Source organism: Kitasatospora aureofaciens (assembly GCF_001188955.3).
In the GTDB taxonomy this organism is placed as follows: domain Bacteria; phylum Actinomycetota; class Actinomycetes; order Streptomycetales; family Streptomycetaceae; genus Kitasatospora; species Kitasatospora aureofaciens.
This window is the reverse complement of the sequence record NZ_JPRF03000097.1, coordinates 93,846-110,964: the sequence shown is the minus strand read 5'-3', so window position 1 is coordinate 110,964 and position 17,119 is coordinate 93,846. Positions and strand designations below refer to the sequence as shown.

Sequence of the window (17,119 nt, the reverse complement as noted above, 5' to 3'; positions counted from 1 at the left end):
CCCGGGGGCCGTCCGCCTCAGCCGAAGCCGTACCCGCGCGGGGCCGTCACGTCGAGGGTGTCCCGCAACATCGCGAGCGCCGCGCCGAGCGGGCTGGACCGGCCGCCGCTGACCGTGATGTCCCCGGCGTCGGGGCAGCCGTAGACGACCGCCTTCTCCGGGCCGGTGAGCGCGTGCAGTGGGTCGCCCGGCACGGTCTCCTCCAGGCGCACCTCGACCACGAACGGGCGGTCCGCGCTCGCGCTCGCCACGGCCCGCAGCCGGTTGCCCCGGACGGCCGCGGCCACCGCCGCCGGGCCGGTCCGCGCGTCCACGGCCTCCGTGCCGACCCGGACGGCGGACGGCTCCCAGCCCCACAGCAGGGCCGCGAGCAGCCGCACCTTGGTGGCCGCGTCGCCGCCCGAGAGGTCGGCCGTGGGGTCGGCCTCGGCGATGCCGCGGCACCGGGCCTCGCCGACCGCCCGGTCGAGGGAGTCGCCGGCCGCCAGGCGGTCGAGCACGAAGGTGGCGGTGCCGTTGGGGCAGGCCCGGAGAGAGCGGCAGCCGAGCCCGCGCACTCCGGTGCGGGCCAGGTCCGCGGCCGGAAGGGCCGCGCCGGTCGCGCCGGAGATCCTGATCAGGCTGCCGCCCGACCGAGCGGCCTCCCCGAGTTCACTCCAGTGGCTCAACAGGTGGCTCTTGGTGGCGGTGACGACGTGGACCCCTCGGCCCAGCGCCAGCACGGCCTCCTCGGCGGCCTGCTGCCGCGCCTTCGGGGAGGACGGGAGCGCCTGCACCAGCACCCGCGCACCGGTCCGGTCGAGGGTCTCCTCCAGCTCGGCCGGCGGGGCCCATTCCGCCCGCGGCGGGACGGGTCCGCCGTCGGGGAGCAGGACCTGTGCGGTGCCGACGCGTACGGCCGCGAGCCTCGGCCGTACGCCGTGGTCGCGCGCGAGCCCCTCACCCCGGGTCAGCAGTCGCTCGGCGTAGGCACGGCCGACGGGACCGTAGCCCGACAGCACGACGGCCGGATCGCTTCCGGCATGTGGTGAAGACACTTCGGCAGGATACGCGGGGCGGTCAACTCTCCGGAGCCGGACCGGCGTCCGCGCGTATGGACCGTGCCGGAGCGGGCCCACGCCGGATCCGTAACGATCCGCACCCCACGAGAAGGCCGAATCCGATGGTCCTCATCATTCTCGTCCTGTTGCTGGCGATCATCCTGGGCGGAGCGGGCTTCGCCGTCCACGCCCTGTGGTGGATCGCCCTCGCCGTACTGGTGCTGTGGCTCCTCGGTTTCGCGTTCGCCGGAGGCCGCCGGGGTGGCGGCGGCCGGTGGTACCGATGGTGACCGCAGGCCGACCGCCTGCGGACACCGGCGAAGCCGCCCTGCTGATCACCTGCCCGTTCTGCGGCGGTCTGTGGATCGCGACGGGCCTGACCGGCGCTCAGGTGTTCGCGCCCGGGGCGACCAGACTCGTCTGCTCCGGGCTGACTGCCCTCACCGTGGCCGACCTGCTGCATTTCGTCCGGGTCGGCCTCCAGAACGCCACCGACTGACCCCGCCCACCCTCGGCCCACCCGCGCCGAGCTGCGGTCAGCGCAGCAGCGCGGCCAGCAGCTCGGCGAGGGTGGGCCCGGCGTCGGCCGGGTGACGCAGTTGCTTGCCGGTGATCACCCGGTAGTGGTTGACCCGCCCCCGCCGCTCGTGAGTGAGGTACCCGGCCTCTTCCAGGTCGACGATGATCCGCTGCACCGCCCGTTCGGTGAGCAGGCAGCGGGCGGCGATGTCCCGCACCCGAACCCCCGGGTCGCGGGCTATCTGCACCACTACGCGGGCGTGGCTGGTGAGGAAGGTCCACCCGAGGGCCGCCCGCCGGCCCGTCATGGGGTGCGCCCACGGCCGGTACGGACGGCGTTCCCGCCGGAGTGCCGGGCACTACGGGAAGCGGCTGCGCACATCGGGGCCCTCCGGTTCAGAGGCTGCTGAGCAGTTGCGGGGAGAGGGTCAGGTCTTCGTCGTGCCGCACGGGAGTTCCTTCCTCGCGGTCCGGCTGTTCCGGGTGCTGCTCGCCGCCTCGGGCTCGGGTCAGCCCTCCAGCGCGTCGGCGATGCGGTGCAGGACGCCGCCGGCGGTCGGCTGGCGCGGGGCGGTCTCGCGCACGGCCTGCATCCGCTCGCCCAGCTCCCGCAGTTCCGTGCGGCCGAGCGCGGCCCGCACCTTCGGGAACACCTCGCTCTCCTCGTGTTCGATGTGCCGCTCGACGGCGTCGATCAGGACGGCGGTCTTGGCGTCGTAGCCGTTGTCGTCGGGGGACATCCCGTGGAGCTCCTCGCAGAGCAGGTCGGCGACGTGGTGCTCCTGCTCGGCGCGGTCCATCTCCTCGGCGAGGCCGGGCAGTTCCTGGCGGATCCTGGGGTAGACCAGTTCGTCCTCCAGGTAGGTGTGGACGGTCAGCTCCTCGACGATCCGTTGGACCGTCCTGCGGCGCGCCCCGTCGTCGCCGTCGGCGAGCCCCTGGTACTCGCGGAACAGGCGGCGGACCTCCTTGTGGTCCTCCCGCAGCAGGACGATGGCATCGTTCGACATCGCGGGTCTCCTCCTCGACAATCGCCCCCGACGGTCGGGCGTGTCCCCGGGCGGCCCGGGGACAAACCCGGCCCGCCGCACGACCCCCGGGAACGCCGCCTACGCCGCTGACGTCGGCAGTTTCGCCGCCGTCCGGTCCGGGCAGCCGCCAGGTACGTCCCGGCTCCGGACCGACGACCGGGACGACCGACGTCAGCGAGGCCGGCGGGAGATGCACAGCACGAGCGGCGAGGACGGCATGGGCCTGATCGACGATCTGGCCCTGCTGACCTCGCTCGCCACCGGCGACCTGGACGTCTACCTGCGGTACTCCGAGGGCCCCGACGGGGACGGCGGCGCCCTCAGCCGCGACTACGAGGCGGACGTGCCCCTGCCCGGGCTGTCGGTGACCCCGCTGCGCCCCGAGCCGTGGTGGCCGCGGCCCGCCGCTGACTGGGTCGCCCGCCGGGTGATGAAGTACGCGGAACTGGCGGAGAGTTGCCCGCAGCGCCGACCGTGGGTGCTGACCGGTCGGGTGGTCGGCGCGGGGCCGGACCACGAACCGCTGATCGCCGACCCACTGCCGCTCGCCTGGCTGGGCCGGAACGTCCTGGACGAGGCGGTGCGCCGGTATCAGGAGCGCTTCACCCCCGGTCGGGACTCCACCGGCTGAGCCGACCCGTCCCCGGCCGCCACCCCCGAGCAGCGGGATGACGACTCCCTGGCCGGTCGGGCCGCGGCGCGGTTGTCCGGGGCCCGACCGGGCAGGCGCGTTCGTTCAAGTCCGTTCAAGCACTCTCCCGCCGTCGAACGGAGGTCCCCATGAAGGCTGCCGAAGGGTTCCCGAGCGGGCTGTGCGCCCAGCACCGGGCCATCGAGGCGCTGCTGCGACAGCTGGACGGCGTCCGAACCCGCGGCGGAACCAGCGACGAGGAGGACCTGCGGCTGCTCGCCGCCCTGCGCCGCCTCCTCCTGCCCCATCTGGCGGCCGAGGAGGAGCACCTCTACCCGCTGGCGCGCCGGTATCTGCCGGTCGGACGGGCGCTCGCGGACGCCGCCGGGTGTACCCACGCGTCGATCCGCCGGCTGCTCGACCGGGCGGACGACTGCCGGCTGTCCGTCACCGGGCGGCGCCGGGCCACCGCCGTCCTGCTCCTGGTGCTCCGCACCCACCTGCGCGGTGAGGAGGAGCAGCTCTTCCCCGCCCTCCGGGCCCGGGCCCGGCCGGATGAGCTGCGTCGGTGCGAGCGCCGGCTGCGCGAGCCCCGGGCGGGTCCACCGGGCGCTACGGGTCCAGCGGGTCCGGCAGGTCCGGCAGTCCGGGGGCTTCCGCCGGGCGCCGGGGCGATCACCGCCCTGCGCGACCGTCTCACCGGGCACGACAACAGCGGGCAGCACTCGCCCTGAGCCCGAGCGGAGCCGAACCGGCCCGAACCGGCGCGGAGCGAAGGCCCGTACGGAGGCCGCCAGGTGCGGCACCGTACGGGCCTTCGCCGGTCGCGCTCCGGGCCGGGCTCCGTGACGGGCCCGGGCAGGCGTGGCCCCGGCGGTCAGGCGGTGGCCCCGGTGCGGGCGCTCAGGGCGGAGTCGATGCCCCGCAGGAAGTCGTCCAGGTCACCCGGGTTGCGGGAGGTGATCAGCCGCCAGCCGTTGGCGTCGTCGGTGACCAGCGATTCGTCGGCCCAGGTCGCGCCGGCGTTGGCGAGGTCGGTGCGCAGGGACGGGTAGGAGGTGAGCCGCTTGCCGTAGGCGACGCCCGCCTCGGCCAGCATCCACGGGCCGTGGCAGATGGCGGCGACGGGCCGGCCGGAGGTGGTGAAGGCGAGCACCAGGGCGACCGCCTCCTGGCGCAGCCGCAGGGTGTCCGCGTTGATCGTGCCACCGGGGATGAGCAGCAGGTCGTAGCCGGAGGGCTCGATCTCGCCGAGGGTGTGGGTCGGGCGCACGATCTCGCCCGGGTCCTTGTCGTTGACCAGGGTGCGGATGTCGTCCCGGTCCGGGGCGGCGATGTCGACCTGCGTGCCGTTCTCGCGCAGGTGCCGTACGGGGACGAGCAGTTCGTCCTGTTCGACGCCGTAGTTCGTCACGATCGCCAGGACCTTGGTGGTGTGCGTCATCGCTCCTCCTTGGCAGCGTTGGCCGGCCTCGGGCGCGGCGGCCGCGCCCCCGGACGTCGGCGGCTACCCGGCATCGGCGCGGCCATGCCGGATTCGTGGGTTCCGATCCGGGTAGTCGCGCGGCACCGGCGGGACGAAGACACCCGCACCGAACGGTGGAGGCAGTGGTGAGCATCAGACGACGCTCCTGGGCGGTGGCGACGCGCGGTCGTGCCGGCCACCGGCACGGCGGCCCGGAGGAGGCCGAGCGGTCCCCGGCCGACGGAAGCCGGCCGCCGCGCCCCCGTCCCCCGGACCCCGACGCACCCGCGGCGGGCCTGGAGGAGGACGAGGAGCAGCCCGACCACCCGGAGCCCCCGGCGACGGATCCGGACGCGCCGTGAGGCGCGGGCCGCCGGCGTCGCACGACCGTCGGCGCAACCGACGTCGGCCCGATAGCTGTCGGCACAGCCGTCACCGGCTGGTCCCGGGCGCGACCTCGGGATCAGCCGGCGGCTCGTCCGACCGTCGGGGCGGCGGTCAGTCCAGCGGCTCCGCGCGGACCGGCCGGCCCAGCGGGAGGGCGGTGGTGATGGTCCGCACCTCGCCGTCGCCGTCGATCTCGGCGCGGACGGCTCCGGACTCGTCCACGTACACCTGGGTGCCCTCGCTGCCCATCGCCCCGGTGGCGGTGAGCACGAACTCCCGGTACGGGTCGGCGGCGACCAGGCGGTAGCGCTTGGCGGTGCTCATGGTTCGTCATCCTCCGTGGTCGGTCGCCGTGCCGTCGGGTTCACGGCTCGTCCTCGTCCTCGTCGGCGGCCGCGGCGGCCGCGTCGTCGCCGTAGCGGGCCTGCCATTCGCGGGCGCGGGCGTTGTGCCACTCCACGCCCTGCGCCGCCTGCTGCACGGACAGCCCGCTCATCCGGGCGACCAGGCTGAGCGGGACGGCATCCTCCTGCTCGGCCAGCGCCCGGCAGACCTTGCCGGCCCACTGCTCCTCGAGGACGAAGGGGCGGTCGCGGTAGTACTCCACCAGCTCGGCCAAATGCTCCACCGTGCAGGCGGTGAGCACCCGTCTGCCGTCCAGCTCCGGATCGCTCGGGTGCAGCGCGGAGGAGTCCGGGACCAGCGCACTGAGCAGGTCCGCGGCGGCGACGACCCGGCCGCAGTGGTCGCACAGGTCGAACACTTCCCTGTCGTCGGCGGCCGAGTCGTCCGCCGGGGTTCCGAAGTCCTCCATGCCGCGCGCCTACCCCGCATCGGTCGGGCAAACCGGCCGGTACGGGCGGCGGCGGGCGGGTAGGCGCGTCATCGGGCCCCGTCGACCGGGCCGCACACGGCAGGGAGGAACACCATGAACGGATCGTCACACGAACGGCCGCTGCACGACATGGGCGGCGCGATCGGCCCGGCGGACACCGCCGGGACCGAGCCCGTTGAGGAGCGGGACGAGGGTCCGGAGCGCCGTCCGTCGCCGATCGGCAAGGGCGGGACGCCGAACGTGGCCGGGAGTGCCGAGCAGCAACCGGAGATCGCCGAGGGGCCGGTGCCCGGCGTCCAGCCGGACGAGGACTACGCGGGACCGGTGCACCAGCCGCCGACCTCGGTCGATCCGCCGCCGTCGGCCGGTGCGCCCTCCGGAACGAGCCGGACCGGCCCGGGTGGGGCCGGGGAGCCGGTGCCGGAGACGGACGAACCGCTGCCGGAGCCCGAGCGGGGCCATCACGACCCGGGCGCCGAGCCGGAGGACGAGGGGATCCCCGACCTCCAGGACGGCTCCCCGGCCCGCGAGTGGTCGGAGGACCCGCAGATCGCCGCCGTCCCCGGGGACACCCCGGTGGCCGCCGAGTCCCACGGCACGACCGGGGCCGAGCAGGCCGAGGGGGAGTCCCTGGACGCCCGGCTCGCCCAGGAGGAGCCGGAGACCGACGAGCGGACGGCCGTGGCCGACGTGCCGGAGGACGCCGCCGGCCGGCTCGGCCTCCCGGACCGGCACACCGACCTCCAGGGCGAGGCCACCGGCGACACCGCGGGCCTGTCGGCCGAGGAGGAGGCGGTGCGGATCCGCTCCGACGGCGGAGCGGACGAGCCGGAACCGGCCGACCCGGACACCCGCGCGGGGCGGACGGAGGACCGTACGGGCCGGCGGGGCATCGAGACACCGGAGTCCGTCGAAGGCGCGACCGGCGTCGAGGACGCTGAGGGCGAGCAGCCGACCGAGAGCTGACGCCCGGGGACGGCGCAGCCACGGGTGCGGCCCCGCTCCCCGGAGATCCGGGGAGCGGGGCCGCACCGACGTGTGGGGTCAGCTCGGCGTGATCCGGCCGCGCCACCCGCCCTCCGCCCGGCCGCGCTCCTCGATGAACTCCTTGAACCGCCTCAGGTCACCCTTCACCCGCCGGTCCACCACGCCCAGGACGTCGGCGGTCTTCTCGGCCATGCCCTCGGGCCGGAAGTCGATGGCCATGTTGACCCGGGTGTGGAGGTCGTCCAGCTTCTGGAAGGTGACCACGCCCTTCTGGTCCACGTCGCCGCCGTCCATGGTCCGCCAGGCGATCCGCTCGTCGGGCAGCTGGTCGACGATCTCGGTGTCGAACTCCCGGCTGACCCCTCCGATGCTGGTGCGCCAGTGGTTGTGGCGGTCGTCGAGCTGGGTGACCGCGTCGACGCCCTCCATGAAGCGGGGGAACTCCTCGAACAGCGTCCACTGGTTGTAGGCGGCGTGCAGCGGGACGTCGACGTCCACGGACTCCTTCACCATGCTCATGCTGGGGCCTCCTCGTGTCTCCCGGCCGGGTCCGTCCCGGCCGACCGCGCGTGTGCCCGCCCCGGAGCGGTGTAACCATCCCACCGGGCCCGGCCCGGTGGCCGACCCGGGTGTCCCGGGTTTGCATGGGGTGACCGAGCCCCGAGACCCGGAGGTCGCCGTGTACGAGATGTGGGCCGAGCACGACCCGGCGGTGTCGCCGCCCGCCGTGGTGTGGCACGTGGTGGCGAAGGACGACGCGACGGCGTCACTGTGCGGGCGGTTCCTCGAACCGTCCCAGCGGGTGGTTCCGGCAGCCGACGGCACCGGCGCGGAGGTGCCGGACCGGTACTGCGACCCCTGCCTGGTGACCGTCCGTGAGGCACTCGCGGCGGGCAATCGCTGACCCGGGGCCGGACGGCCCGGAGGGCACGTCAGGTCAGCACGAAGATCATCGCGACCAGCATGACGGAGACCGCCAGCGCCAGCAGCACGATCACGACGGCGGGCCAGGGCCCCCAGGCCCGCCGCACTTCCACGGGCTCCGGATGGGAGATGCCGGAGATTCCCCCTTCGGCCGGCGGCGTGTCCCCGCCGGGTAGTGCGCCGTGTTCGTCCAGCGCGGGGGTGTAGTCGGGATCAGGATCGGGTGTGGTCATGATGTCGTCCCAGGTGGCAGCGGCTCGGACACCCGGCGGCTGCCCGGGGGCGGCGGTCGGAAACACCGCCCGTCCCGGCAACCCGGCTGCCCGCCGCCACGTCGTACCCGGCGACCCGTCGGCTGAGCGCCGTCACATCGACCAGGGGCATGGGGACCCTCTGGACGCGTCCTGACCGCAACCCGATCAACGCGGGGAACCAGGCCCCTGCCGGTCAGTTCGCCGGCCTTCCGTATCGCGCCGCCGTTCGGGCGGGGCCCGGGGGTCCTGGTGGTCGCTGCGCGCCGCAGCATGATCCGCGGTATAGGTGTCCCGGGCAGAACGGGCCGGGGACGCGTCGGTCGGCGGTGCGCCCCCGGCCACCGTCGTGCGCGTGTGCGAAATCGTTACTCTCGGCTACTACGGCCGAACCCGGCAAAAGAATCCCCGCAAGCCTGCACGAATCGGAAATCACGACGAACCCGCAGGTCGGAGCCGCGCCCGGGGACCGGAAACTCCGGTGTGCGGGCGCTCCGGCGACCGCTACGATCTTCACTCGTCGTACACCTGTTCACCATGCAGACACCGCGCGCCGCCCTGCCGTCGCGCCCAGGGGGAGGACCATCGCATGGGCGCGCCCCGGCGTTCCACTGCCATGAGCACATCAGGCCGAGCCGTCACGGCCGTGGCCCTGCTCGCCGGCTTCTACCTGCTCGCCCTCGGCATCCTCGCGGGCCTGCTGGCCCTCGACGTCGCCCTGTTCCAGGAGCTGGGCCACTTCAGCCCGGGGCTGGTCAAGATCTGGGCGCTCAGCGCCGCGATCGGCTACCCCGTGGTCCGGGTCGTGTTCCTGACCCGCCGCCGCAAGGACGACGGCGAGATGCCCGGCGTGGTCCTCACCCGCGAGCGGCAGCCCGCCGTGTGGGCCGTGGTCGACCGGATCGCCGAGCGGACGGGCGTCCGCGGACCGGCCGAGATCCGGCTGGTGCCCCAGGTCAACGCGGGCGTGTTCGAGGAGACCAGGCTGCTCGGCCTGATCCCCGGCAAGCGCCACCTCGTCATCGGCGCCCCGCTGCTGCTGGGCCTCACCGAAGGCGAGCTGGAGTCCGTCCTGGCGCACGAGTTCGGCCACTACAGCAACCGGGACGTCAAGCTGGCCGCCGTCACCGTCGCCGGCCGCCGCGCCCTGCTGCACACCGTCGGCGGGCTGCACCAGCGCGCCGACCAGCACCAGGCCGAGGAGGCCGCCAAGCTCGCCGCCAAGGCCGAGAAGCGGCTCGCCAAGGGCCGCAAGCCGTCCGGCGAGCAGGCGGGCGGCGGCGTCGACCGGGCCCTCGCCAAGCTCTTCGCGCTCTACGCCAGGCTCTACTTCCGGGTCTCCGAGGCGGTCGGGCGCCGCCAGGAGTACGCGGCCGACCAGGTCGCCGCCCAGCTCGCCGGGCGGGACGCCACCGCCTCGGCACTGCGCAAGCTGCCGAGCCTGGACGCCGCCCAGGACTTCTACCTCAGCCGCTACGCCACCATCGGCTGGGACGCCGGGCTGCTCCCGCCGCCCGGCCAGGTCTACGGCGGGCTGCTCCACCTGCTGAGCGACCCCGAGCGCCGGGCGGAACTCGCCGAGCACGCGCTGGACCTGCCCGAGGAGGATCCCGACCCGTTCGACTCGCACCCGCCGATCCGCCTGCGGGTCGCCGCGATCGAGGGCCTGCCCGACGACGGGCGCGGCCCCGGCGCCGCCGGCCCCGCCCTCGCGCTGCTGCAGGACGCGGAACGGGTGCTCGCCGAGCTGGAGGTCGTCACGCTGGTCCCCGAGGCGGCCCGCAAGCAGCGGGTGGAGTGGCCCGAGCTGGTCCGCACGGCGATGCTGAGCCGGGCCCGCGAGGCGTCCGCGCCCGCCCACCGGGCGCTGGCCGGGCTCGGCCTGCCCGCCACCGTGCACGGGCTGCTCGACGCCGTCGACGCCGGCCGGGCCTGGGAGTTCACCGACCGGCTGCCGAAGAGCGAGCAGGCCGCCGCCGCGACCGGCCGGGCCGCCCGCGAGTTCGCCCGCCCGGTGCTGCGCGAGGAACTGGCGCACGCCGTCGTCACCGCACTGGCCGAGGCAGGCCTGGCCGCCTGGGAGCTCTCCTGGTCCGGGCCCGCCGAGCTCCGCCTGCCGGAGGGCTTCGAGGACGGCTTCGACACGGCCCTGAACGCCGCCTGCGCCGACACCCCGGACACCGCGCCGCTGCGCGCGCTGCTCACCGGGGCCGGCCTCCCCGCGCCCAGCGCCCCCGCCGTCTGACGGCCCGGCGGACCGAACCCCACGGAAGGAACACCCTTGATCGGCATCATCGTGCTGGCCGTCGTCGGCCTCGTCCTGCTGTTCCCGGTCGTCATGACCCGGCTCGCGAAGCGCAAGCTGGCCCAGCTGGAGCGGGCCAAGGCCACCATCGCCGGTCACGAGGCGCGGCTCGCCGCGGAGGGCCGGGCGAAGAACACCATCGTCCCGGCCGAGCACGGGCTGCTGCCCGCCGGCGACATGGTCCTGGACGGCGAGCCCGACCCCGAGGAGACCGCCGCGCTCGCCGCCGCGAAGGCCGGCGACTGGCGGCCGGCCGCCGCCTACCTCACCGCGGAGGCCACCGCCGACCTGCGCTGGCTGCGGCAGCGCGAGCTGGCCCGGCTCGCCGCCGAGGACGACGGGTGGCTGCGCGCCTGGCGCGCGGAGCGGCCGCAGGACCCCACCGCCGCCCTGCTGCACGCGGACGCCCTGGTCTACCTGGCCTGGAACATCCGCACCGGCGCCCGCGCCGACCAGGTCACCCGCGAACAGTTCGAGGCCTTCCACCGGGTCCTGCTGGAGGCCGAGGAGGCCGCGCTGGCCGCCGTCGCGCTCGCCCCCGACGACGACCCCAACCCGTGGGTCGTGCAGACCTCCATCGCGATGGGCCTCAACTGGTCCAACGACCGCTTCCGGGAGCTCTGGGCCGAACTCGTCGAGCGCGACCCGCACCACTGGTCGGCGCACAGCCGGGCGCTGCAGTACTGGTGCGACAAGTGGCACGGCAGCCACGAGCTGATGCACGGATTCATCGACGGTGCGATCGACGCCGCCCCGGCCGGCAGCCTGCTCGCCCCGATCAAGCTGGAGGCCTACTTCGAGCAGTTCGGGCAGGACGGGGAGAAGCTCACCGCCTGGAAGCGGCCGGAGGTCGGTGCCGCCCTGGACGCGGCCCGCGCCGACCTCGCGGCCGCCGACCCCGACCACCCCCGGGCCGGGTACGCCCGCGGCTGGCTCGCCTACGCCCTGACCCGGGCCGGGCGCCCGACCGAGGCGCTGGAGCAGTACCGCGCGCTCGGCCGGGTCATCCCCCAGCCGTTCACCAACTTCAAGGACGCCCGGCAGGCGTTCGTGGACCTGCGGGTCGCCGCCGTCCAGGGCGCGGTCGCGGAGGCAAGGAAGAAGGCCTGACCCGGCAGGACCCCGTGGCCCCCACTCCCGTGCGGAGTGGGGGCCGCCGTCCGTTCCGCCGCCGAGGTGCGCGTCAGGGCGGGTTTGGCCGGGCCGGGTTCGGCTAGCCGCCCGATATGGACACCTCAGCTCTGCACACCCACCGCTGGTCCCGTCGACTGCGCCGCGCCCTGGAGGCACCCGCGCACTGGGAGGTGCTGGACACCCCGGCCCAGCCGCTCGCCGACGCGTTCCAGTCCCTCCCGCTGGGCCCGTACCGCGACGCCCTGCACGGGGTCTGGCTGGGCCATCCGCTGCACCCCGCGCTGGTCCAGCTGCCGATCGGCTGCTGGACGTCGGCCGGACTGCTCGACCTGGCGCCCGGCCGGCGCCGTTCGGCCGACGTCCTGGTGGCGGCGGGCCTGCTGGCCGCCGGGCCCGCCGCGCTGGCGGGCTGGGTGGACTGGTCCCGGCTCGACGCGCCGAGGCGGCGCACCGGGCTGGTGCACGCGCTCGCCAACACCGGCGGTGTGCTGCTGTACACCGGTTCGCTACTGGCCCGCTGCCGTGGGCACCGCGGGCGCGGCCGGCTGCTCGGCTGGGCCGGGATGACCGCCGTGGCGGTCGGCGGCGTGCTCGGCGGACACCTGGCCTACCGGCAGGCCGCCGGCCCCGACCGGGCCGCCGCGGTGCCCCGGCTGGCGCCGCCGGACTGGGCCACGCTGGGCCCGGTCGAGGACTTCCCCGTCGGGCAGCCGGTCCGCCGCCGGGTCGGCGAACTCGCCGTGGTCGTGGTCCGCGACGGCGAGCGCTGCCACGTGCTCGCGGAGCGCTGCGCCCACCTCTCCGGCCCGCTCTCGGAGGGCAGCGTCGTCGACGGCTGCCTGCGCTGCCCCTGGCACGGCAGCAAGTTCCGGCTGCGGGACGGCGAGGTGGCCGGCGGCCCCGCCACCGCGCCGCAGCCGGTGCTGGAGACCCGGGTGCTCTCCGGACACCTGGAGGTACGGCTCCCCGGCGCAGGCTGACCGGCCGTCACCGCCCGGGTCTCGCCCGGGGCGCCCGCCGAGCGCCAGTGGCCGGCGAGGTGCCACCGCGGCACCCACCGGGCGCTGCTCGCCCGCTCCTGACGGACACCCACTCGCTGGAGAGCACGATGAGCGTCGACACGATCACCTCCCGGCTGCTCGCCGAACACGGCCGGACGTACGCCGAGGAGGCCGGCATCACGCTGCGGGACAAGCCCTCCCCGCTGTACCGGCTGCTGGTCATGACCGTCCTGTGCTCGATCCGGATCAGCGCCGAGACCGCCATCGGGGCCGCCCGGGAGCTGTCCGCCGCCGGGTACCGCACGCCGCGCGCGATGGCCGACTCCCGCTGGCAGGACCGGGTGGACGCGCTGGGCCGCGCCCACTACGTCCGGTACGACGAGAGCACCGCAACCGCGCTCGGCGAAGGGGCGCAGCTGGTGCTCGACCGCTGGCACGGCGACCTGCGCCGACTGGGCGACGAGGCCGACGGCGATCCGGACGCCCTGCGGGAGCTGCTCCAGGAGGTGCCCCGGATCGGCCCGGTCGGCGCGGACATCTTCTGCCGAGAGGTCCAGACAGTGTGGCCGTGGCTGCGCCCGTTCTTCGACGAGCGGGCGTGTGCGGCGGCCGCGGACCTCGGCCTGCCGCACACACCCGGCGGTCTGGGCGGCCTCGTCCCGCCCGACGAGCACGCCCGGCTCGCCGCCGCGCTGGTGCGGGTCAGCCTGTCGAAGGGCGCGACGGCGGAACTGCGGGCCGCATGAGCGGCGGGCCCGCCCGTCGCCGTCAGAGCTCGATCAGCAGGCCGTCCTCGGCGACCGCCGCGCCCGCCGCCGCCAGCTCCGCCGCCCCGGGCGGGTCGGGACGGGCGAGCGGATTGGTGTTGTTGAGGTGGGTGTAGAGGTAGCGGGGGCCGGGTCGGCGGGCGAGGTGCGGGAGCGAGTCCCGCACGGCGAGGTGGCCCATGCCGGGCGAGCGGCGGGCGCCGCCGGTCCGCTCGGCGAGTTCGTCGGCCGTGCTGAAGGTGCCGTCGAGCAGGACCACATCCGCCCCGGCCACCGCGCGCTCCACGGCCGGGGTCCAGTCGGCCAGCCCCGGGGCGTACACGACGCGGGCAGCGCCACCCTCCTCGGTGAACCGGTAGCCGGTCACCCAGTCCGTACGGTCGCCCTCCCCCTCGCCGGGCAGGTCGGCGGCGTACCGGGGGCGCTTGCCGCCGAGCGCGAAGGCTTCCGCGCGCAGGCCGCCGGCGAGCTCCACGGGCTCACCGGGGGTGACGGTGAGCCAGTCGGCCTCGGTGTAGCAGGAGAGCAGCGGGCCGACGGGGAAGGCCCGGTGGAGCGCGCGGCGCACCGGCGCGGTGGCGTACACGGCCAGCCGGGCGGCCTCGCGCAGGGTCAACAGGCCCAGGGTGTGGTCGAGTTCGCCGCTGGTGAGCAGGACGCCGCGCAGCGGGGTGTCCCGAGTGCCCGGGGCGGGGGCGAGCTCGGGTGCCGCGAGCAGCTGGGACCGCAGGTCCGGGGAGGCGTTGACCAGGTACCAGGCGCGGCCGTCGCCGCTGACCGCCAGGCAGTCCTGGCTCCGGGCGGCGCCGGTGCGGCGGGCGCAGCCGCACTCGGCGCAGCCGCAGTTCCACTGCGGCAGGCCGCCGCCCGCGGCGGTCCCGAGGACCCTGATCTTCACGGCGTGCTCCTTCTCCCGGCGCTCCGGCTCGCCTTCACCGGAAGCGCCGGGGCACCGGGGCCGCCGTCTCGGCCGGGACCGGGTCGGTGACCAGGTGGTGGTGCGGCGAGAGCCGGCACGCCGGGTCGGTCGCCGCCGGGTCGCCCGTGAACTGGTAGGCCTGGCAGCGGCAGCCGCCGTGGTCCAGCTCGCGCAGGGCGCAGCCGCGGCAGGGCTCCGGCATCCAGTCGGTGCCGCGGAACCGGTTGAACGCGGTCGAGTCGTGCCAGCTCGCCGCCAGCCCGTCGGTGACCGCGTTGGGCACCTCCAGACCGGGCAGCTGTGCGGCGGCGAGGCAGGGCAGGACGCCGCCGGTGGGGGTGACCGCCAACTGCTCCCGCCCCCAGCCGTTCATGCAGGGCTTGACCGTGCCGCCGTGCAGGTCGGCGGGGACGTACACGATCTCGGCCCGCCCTCGGTGGCGCTGTCGGGCGGCGGCGACGTCCCGTTCGGCTTGCCGGACCTGCTCCTCGCCGGGGGCGAGGTGGGCGCGGTTGCGCCGGGCCCAGCCGTAGTACTGGACGTGGGCGAGTTCGACGCGGTCGGCGCCGAGTTCGACCGCCCGGTCGGTGAGGGCGCCGAGCCGGGCCAGATTGCCCCGGTGCAGCACGGCGTTGACGGTCAGCGGCAGGCCGGCCGAGGTGAACTGCCGCGCCGCGGCGAGCTTCCGGTCGTGGGCGGCGATCCCTGCGACGGCGTCGGCGGGACGCGGCTCGGCGTCCTGGAGCGAGAGCTGCACGTGGTCCAGGCCCGCCGCGGCGAGTTCGCGGGCGCGCCCGGCGGCCAGCGGGACGCCACTGGTGATCAGGTTGGTGTAGAGGCCCGACTCGGCGGCGCGCGCGATCAGTTGCGTGACGTCGCGGCGCAGCAGCGGTTCGCCGCCGGTCAGGTGGAGCTGGAGCACGCCGAGCCCGCGGGCCTGGTCGATGACGGCCAGCCACTGGTCGGTGTCCAGCTCCGCGCGGTAGCGGGCGAGTTCGACCGGGTTGGCGCAGTAGGTGCACTGGAGCGGGCAGCGGTAGGTGAGTTCGGCGATCAGTCCGAGCGGGGCGGGTGTGCGGACGGCACCGCCGGGCGGTGCGGCGGCCGTCGCCGGCAGGACGGGGGCGCCCGTCCCGTCCAGGGTGAGCAGCCGGCGCTCGGCGAGGTCGGTGAGCAGGGCGTCGACCTGGGCGCCGTCCACCCCGTCGTACTCCTCGGCGAGCCCGGCGGTGACCGAGCGCGCGTCGCGGTGCCCGTCGCAGTGCCGTAGGACGGCGGCGGCGGTGTCGTTGAGCAGCAGCACGCCCTCGGGGTGGAGCAGCGCGGACCGGCCGCGCACCGGGTCGTGCACCAGCCGGACGCCCGGGCGGAGGCCGGGGACGGGGACGTCCGGGGCGGTCGGGACGGCCCGGGCGGTGCTCACCGGTCGGTCCCGTGGTCGACGGCGTCCGGCATGGCCCGCAGGACCTCGCACTTTAAGGCCGGCGCGTCCGCGGCGGCCTGCTGCTGGGTCCCGGTGACGCAGTGGTCCAGGACGAGTTCCGGGGTGCGGCGCCGCAGCTCCAGTGGCGTGCAGCCACCGGAGTGCGGGCGCAGGTGGGACTGGTTGGTGTCCCGGTGCCGTCCGCGCAGGTCGTGCGGCCTCGCCGCGAACCGCTCGCGGCTCAGCGGTCGGGCCACTGCGGGGCCCGTCGTCCGGCGTACGCGGTGACCTCGGCGCCGGTGCGGTGGCACTCCACCGCGGGTGCGGACCAGGCGGGCCTGGCGCCCTTCGGCCGGGCCGTGGGTGCGGCGGTGGCCTTCGGCGGCGGTGACGGGGTACGGGCGGCATCCATGGCTGCCTCCTCGGTTCGGGGTCCGGTTCGGGAGTCCGGTTCCGGTGCCCGGCTCGGGGGCCGAACCGGGGCCGGCGAGGGCTCTCGGGCCCTCGGGCGGGACGCTACGAGCCCGGGCGGCCGGGCGCCGGTCGAGAACCGCGCGGGCGGGGTCTGCGGGACCGCCGACGGCGGCCTCCGGCCGGGGCGGGCCCGGTCGGGGCCGGGTTCCGGAGGGCCTGCCGGCGGCTCACCCGGTCGGGTGACGCCCGAGCCCTTGCCGGGCGATCCCGCACCCGCTGTCCCGCCGGGCCCTGTCCCTCGTCCCCGGTGCGTCCCGTTTCGGGCGGGACGCTGGATCACCGCGCGCGGGCCGCCCTACGGTGGCGCCATGAGCGATCACCCGGAAGCACCTGCCGTGCCCGTCGAGGCCTTCGAACCTCCCTACTACGTCGCCGTGTTCACCGCGGTGCGGACTCCGGACCAGAGCGGCTACAGCGAGACCGACGCGCGCATGAAGGAGCTGGTCCGGGACATCCCCGGGTACCTGGGGATGGACTACGCGCAGTCGCCCGGCGGGCTGGCCATCACCGTCGGGTACTTCCGCGACGCCGAGGCCCTCGCCGCGTGGCGGACCGACGTGGAGCACCGCGCGGCGCAGCAGCGCGGGCGGGCCGAGTGGTACCAGCGCTACTCGCTGCACGTGGCGAAGGTGGAGCGCAGCCACGGGTTCGTCCGGACGGAGGCGCCGCAGGACTGACAGCGGTCAGGGCGCCGGAGGTGACAGCTGTCATCTCCGATCGGTGACGAAGCGTCCTGCCGCCCGGGGGCCGGGATCGGCGAAGCTGACGGTGCATCAATCGAACGCACGCACGGGAGAGCGCCATGGCGAAGCGGATCCTGGCCCTGGTCAACAAGCACCCGGAGCACGCCCAGCCGTTCCGCCTCTCCCTGCCCGGCGACTACCGGGTGCGGCACGCCCTGTCCTGGCACGACGGCGACGGGGCGCCGACGGTCCGGCACGGCTCGGCGCCGGGCTCGCTCGCGCCGTACTCGGCCGCCGTCGTCCTGCTCGACCCGCGCGACTGACACCCGAACGACGGGACGAC

24 protein-coding genes and 1 pseudogene are annotated in these 17,119 nt (G+C 75.6%); 13 read left to right on the top strand and 12 right to left on the bottom strand.

The genetic code is table 11. The annotated features are described in order from the left end of the window. Positions 1–17: 17 nt before the first annotated feature. The gene (locus HS99_RS39390; protein ID WP_030289627.1) at positions 18–1,037 is read right to left on the bottom strand and encodes a homoserine dehydrogenase; all 1,020 of its coding nucleotides are present in this window, start codon (positions 1,035–1,037) and stop codon (positions 18–20) included. A 125-nt stretch (positions 1,038–1,162) separates the two neighbouring features. On the opposite strand from HS99_RS39390, the gene HS99_RS39385 reads away from it, so the two are divergent. Together HS99_RS39385 and HS99_RS39380 are read left to right on the top strand one after the other, a co-directional pair. Then, entirely contained in the window at positions 1,163–1,330 is a 168-nt protein-coding gene (locus HS99_RS39385; protein ID WP_030289628.1) for a hypothetical protein, read from the top strand. Further along, positions 1,324–1,539: a DUF1360 domain-containing protein gene (locus tag HS99_RS39380; protein ID WP_030553811.1), complete on the top strand. Its 216-nt coding sequence runs from the start codon at positions 1,324–1,326 to the stop codon at positions 1,537–1,539. Before HS99_RS39385 ends, HS99_RS39380 begins: the two co-directional genes overlap by 7 nt. Before the next feature lie 37 nt (positions 1,540–1,576). Here HS99_RS39380 and HS99_RS39375 read toward each other — a convergent pair whose 3' ends face one another. Both HS99_RS39375 and HS99_RS39370 read right to left on the bottom strand, forming a co-directional pair. After that, the gene (locus HS99_RS39375) at positions 1,577–1,867 is read right to left on the bottom strand and encodes a helix-turn-helix transcriptional regulator (RefSeq protein ID WP_030553810.1); all 291 of its coding nucleotides are present in this window, start codon (positions 1,865–1,867) and stop codon (positions 1,577–1,579) included. A gap of 201 nt (positions 1,868–2,068) precedes the next feature. After that, a complete protein-coding gene (locus tag HS99_RS39370) occupies positions 2,069–2,569 on the bottom strand; it encodes a hemerythrin domain-containing protein (RefSeq protein ID WP_030289631.1) in 501 nt (166 codons plus the stop codon). A 211-nt stretch (positions 2,570–2,780) separates the two neighbouring features. Here HS99_RS39370 and HS99_RS39365 point away from each other — a divergent pair, with 211 nt between their 5' ends. Together HS99_RS39365 and HS99_RS39360 are read left to right on the top strand one after the other, a co-directional pair. Further along, positions 2,781–3,221, top strand: coding sequence for a DUF6098 family protein (locus HS99_RS39365; protein WP_030553809.1), 441 nt, complete (start codon positions 2,781–2,783; stop codon positions 3,219–3,221). Positions 3,222–3,370: 149 nt separating this feature from the next. Next, positions 3,371–3,955 (top strand): hemerythrin domain-containing protein, encoded by a 585-nt coding sequence (locus HS99_RS39360; RefSeq protein WP_030553808.1) that lies wholly within the window; start codon positions 3,371–3,373, stop codon positions 3,953–3,955. Between the two features lie 143 nt (positions 3,956–4,098). Here HS99_RS39360 and HS99_RS39355 read toward each other — a convergent pair whose 3' ends face one another. Further along, positions 4,099–4,665: a type 1 glutamine amidotransferase domain-containing protein gene (locus HS99_RS39355; protein ID WP_030553807.1), complete on the bottom strand. Its 567-nt coding sequence runs from the start codon at positions 4,663–4,665 to the stop codon at positions 4,099–4,101. 167 nt (positions 4,666–4,832) lie between these two features. Here HS99_RS39355 and HS99_RS39350 point away from each other — a divergent pair, with 167 nt between their 5' ends. Then, positions 4,833–5,048, top strand: a complete 216-nt coding sequence (locus HS99_RS39350) for a hypothetical protein (protein ID WP_141763907.1) — start codon at positions 4,833–4,835, stop codon at positions 5,046–5,048. Between the two features lie 136 nt (positions 5,049–5,184). Here HS99_RS39350 and HS99_RS39345 read toward each other — a convergent pair whose 3' ends face one another. After that, positions 5,185–5,397 carry a DUF6296 family protein gene (locus tag HS99_RS39345; RefSeq protein ID WP_030289635.1) on the bottom strand — a complete coding sequence of 71 codons (213 nt, stop codon included), beginning with the start codon at positions 5,395–5,397 and terminating at the stop codon, positions 5,185–5,187. A 40-nt stretch (positions 5,398–5,437) separates the two neighbouring features. Continuing rightward, a complete protein-coding gene (locus HS99_RS39340) occupies positions 5,438–5,887 on the bottom strand; it encodes a hypothetical protein (protein WP_046385985.1) in 450 nt (149 codons plus the stop codon). A 114-nt stretch (positions 5,888–6,001) separates the two neighbouring features. Here HS99_RS39340 and HS99_RS47490 point away from each other — a divergent pair, with 114 nt between their 5' ends. After that, positions 6,002–6,874: a hypothetical protein gene (locus tag HS99_RS47490; protein ID WP_063738034.1), complete on the top strand. Its 873-nt coding sequence runs from the start codon at positions 6,002–6,004 to the stop codon at positions 6,872–6,874. 78 nt (positions 6,875–6,952) lie between these two features. Here HS99_RS47490 and HS99_RS39330 read toward each other — a convergent pair whose 3' ends face one another. Continuing rightward, on the bottom strand, positions 6,953–7,414 hold the full coding sequence (locus tag HS99_RS39330) for an SRPBCC family protein (RefSeq protein ID WP_030289638.1): 462 nt from the start codon (positions 7,412–7,414) through the stop codon (positions 6,953–6,955). A 130-nt stretch (positions 7,415–7,544) separates the two neighbouring features. Between HS99_RS39330 and HS99_RS39325 the strand changes: the two genes are divergently transcribed. Next, positions 7,545–7,799, top strand: coding sequence for a hypothetical protein (locus HS99_RS39325; protein WP_030289639.1), 255 nt, complete (start codon positions 7,545–7,547; stop codon positions 7,797–7,799). Between the two features lie 28 nt (positions 7,800–7,827). Here the strand turns inward: HS99_RS39325 and HS99_RS39320 are convergent, their stop codons facing one another. Further along, positions 7,828–8,052, bottom strand: a complete 225-nt coding sequence (locus tag HS99_RS39320; RefSeq protein ID WP_030553804.1) for a DUF6480 family protein — start codon at positions 8,050–8,052, stop codon at positions 7,828–7,830. Between the two features lie 634 nt (positions 8,053–8,686). On the opposite strand from HS99_RS39320, the gene HS99_RS39315 reads away from it, so the two are divergent. From HS99_RS39315 to HS99_RS39300, 4 genes are all read left to right on the top strand, one after another. Then, positions 8,687–10,315: a M48 family metalloprotease gene (locus HS99_RS39315; RefSeq protein ID WP_030289640.1), complete on the top strand. Its 1,629-nt coding sequence runs from the start codon at positions 8,687–8,689 to the stop codon at positions 10,313–10,315. A gap of 36 nt (positions 10,316–10,351) precedes the next feature. After that, positions 10,352–11,485 (top strand): hypothetical protein, encoded by a 1,134-nt coding sequence (locus HS99_RS39310; RefSeq protein WP_050367085.1) that lies wholly within the window; start codon positions 10,352–10,354, stop codon positions 11,483–11,485. A 116-nt stretch (positions 11,486–11,601) separates the two neighbouring features. Then, positions 11,602–12,489, top strand: coding sequence for a Rieske (2Fe-2S) protein (locus HS99_RS39305; RefSeq protein ID WP_030553802.1), 888 nt, complete (start codon positions 11,602–11,604; stop codon positions 12,487–12,489). A 128-nt stretch (positions 12,490–12,617) separates the two neighbouring features. Further along, positions 12,618–13,256 carry an endonuclease gene (locus tag HS99_RS39300; RefSeq protein WP_030553801.1) on the top strand — a complete coding sequence of 213 codons (639 nt, stop codon included), beginning with the start codon at positions 12,618–12,620 and terminating at the stop codon, positions 13,254–13,256. 22 nt (positions 13,257–13,278) lie between these two features. On the opposite strand, the gene pqqB is transcribed toward HS99_RS39300, so the two are convergent. The 4 genes and pseudogenes from pqqB to pqqA form a co-directional block, all read right to left on the bottom strand. Next, positions 13,279–14,175 carry a pyrroloquinoline quinone biosynthesis protein PqqB gene (gene pqqB / locus HS99_RS39295; protein ID WP_030553800.1) on the bottom strand — a complete coding sequence of 299 codons (897 nt, stop codon included), beginning with the start codon at positions 14,173–14,175 and terminating at the stop codon, positions 13,279–13,281. A 34-nt stretch (positions 14,176–14,209) separates the two neighbouring features. Next, positions 14,210–15,313 (bottom strand): pyrroloquinoline quinone biosynthesis protein PqqE, encoded by a 1,104-nt coding sequence (gene pqqE, locus HS99_RS42065; RefSeq protein WP_046385988.1) that lies wholly within the window; start codon positions 15,311–15,313, stop codon positions 14,210–14,212. A 39-nt stretch (positions 15,314–15,352) separates the two neighbouring features. After that, positions 15,353–15,619, bottom strand: a pseudogene (gene pqqD, locus HS99_RS48650) (pyrroloquinoline quinone biosynthesis peptide chaperone PqqD); the annotation flags it as partial. A 241-nt stretch (positions 15,620–15,860) separates the two neighbouring features. Then, positions 15,861–16,031, bottom strand: coding sequence for a pyrroloquinoline quinone precursor peptide PqqA (gene pqqA, locus HS99_RS47485; RefSeq protein WP_063738033.1), 171 nt, complete (start codon positions 16,029–16,031; stop codon positions 15,861–15,863). Between the two features lie 370 nt (positions 16,032–16,401). Between pqqA and HS99_RS39275 the strand changes: the two genes are divergently transcribed. Together HS99_RS39275 and HS99_RS39270 are read left to right on the top strand one after the other, a co-directional pair. After that, entirely contained in the window at positions 16,402–16,770 is a 369-nt protein-coding gene (locus HS99_RS39275; RefSeq protein ID WP_030553795.1) for an antibiotic biosynthesis monooxygenase family protein, read from the top strand. Between the two features lie 125 nt (positions 16,771–16,895). Next, positions 16,896–17,099, top strand: coding sequence for a hypothetical protein (locus HS99_RS39270; protein WP_030553794.1), 204 nt, complete (start codon positions 16,896–16,898; stop codon positions 17,097–17,099). Positions 17,100–17,119: the final 20 nt, after the last annotated feature.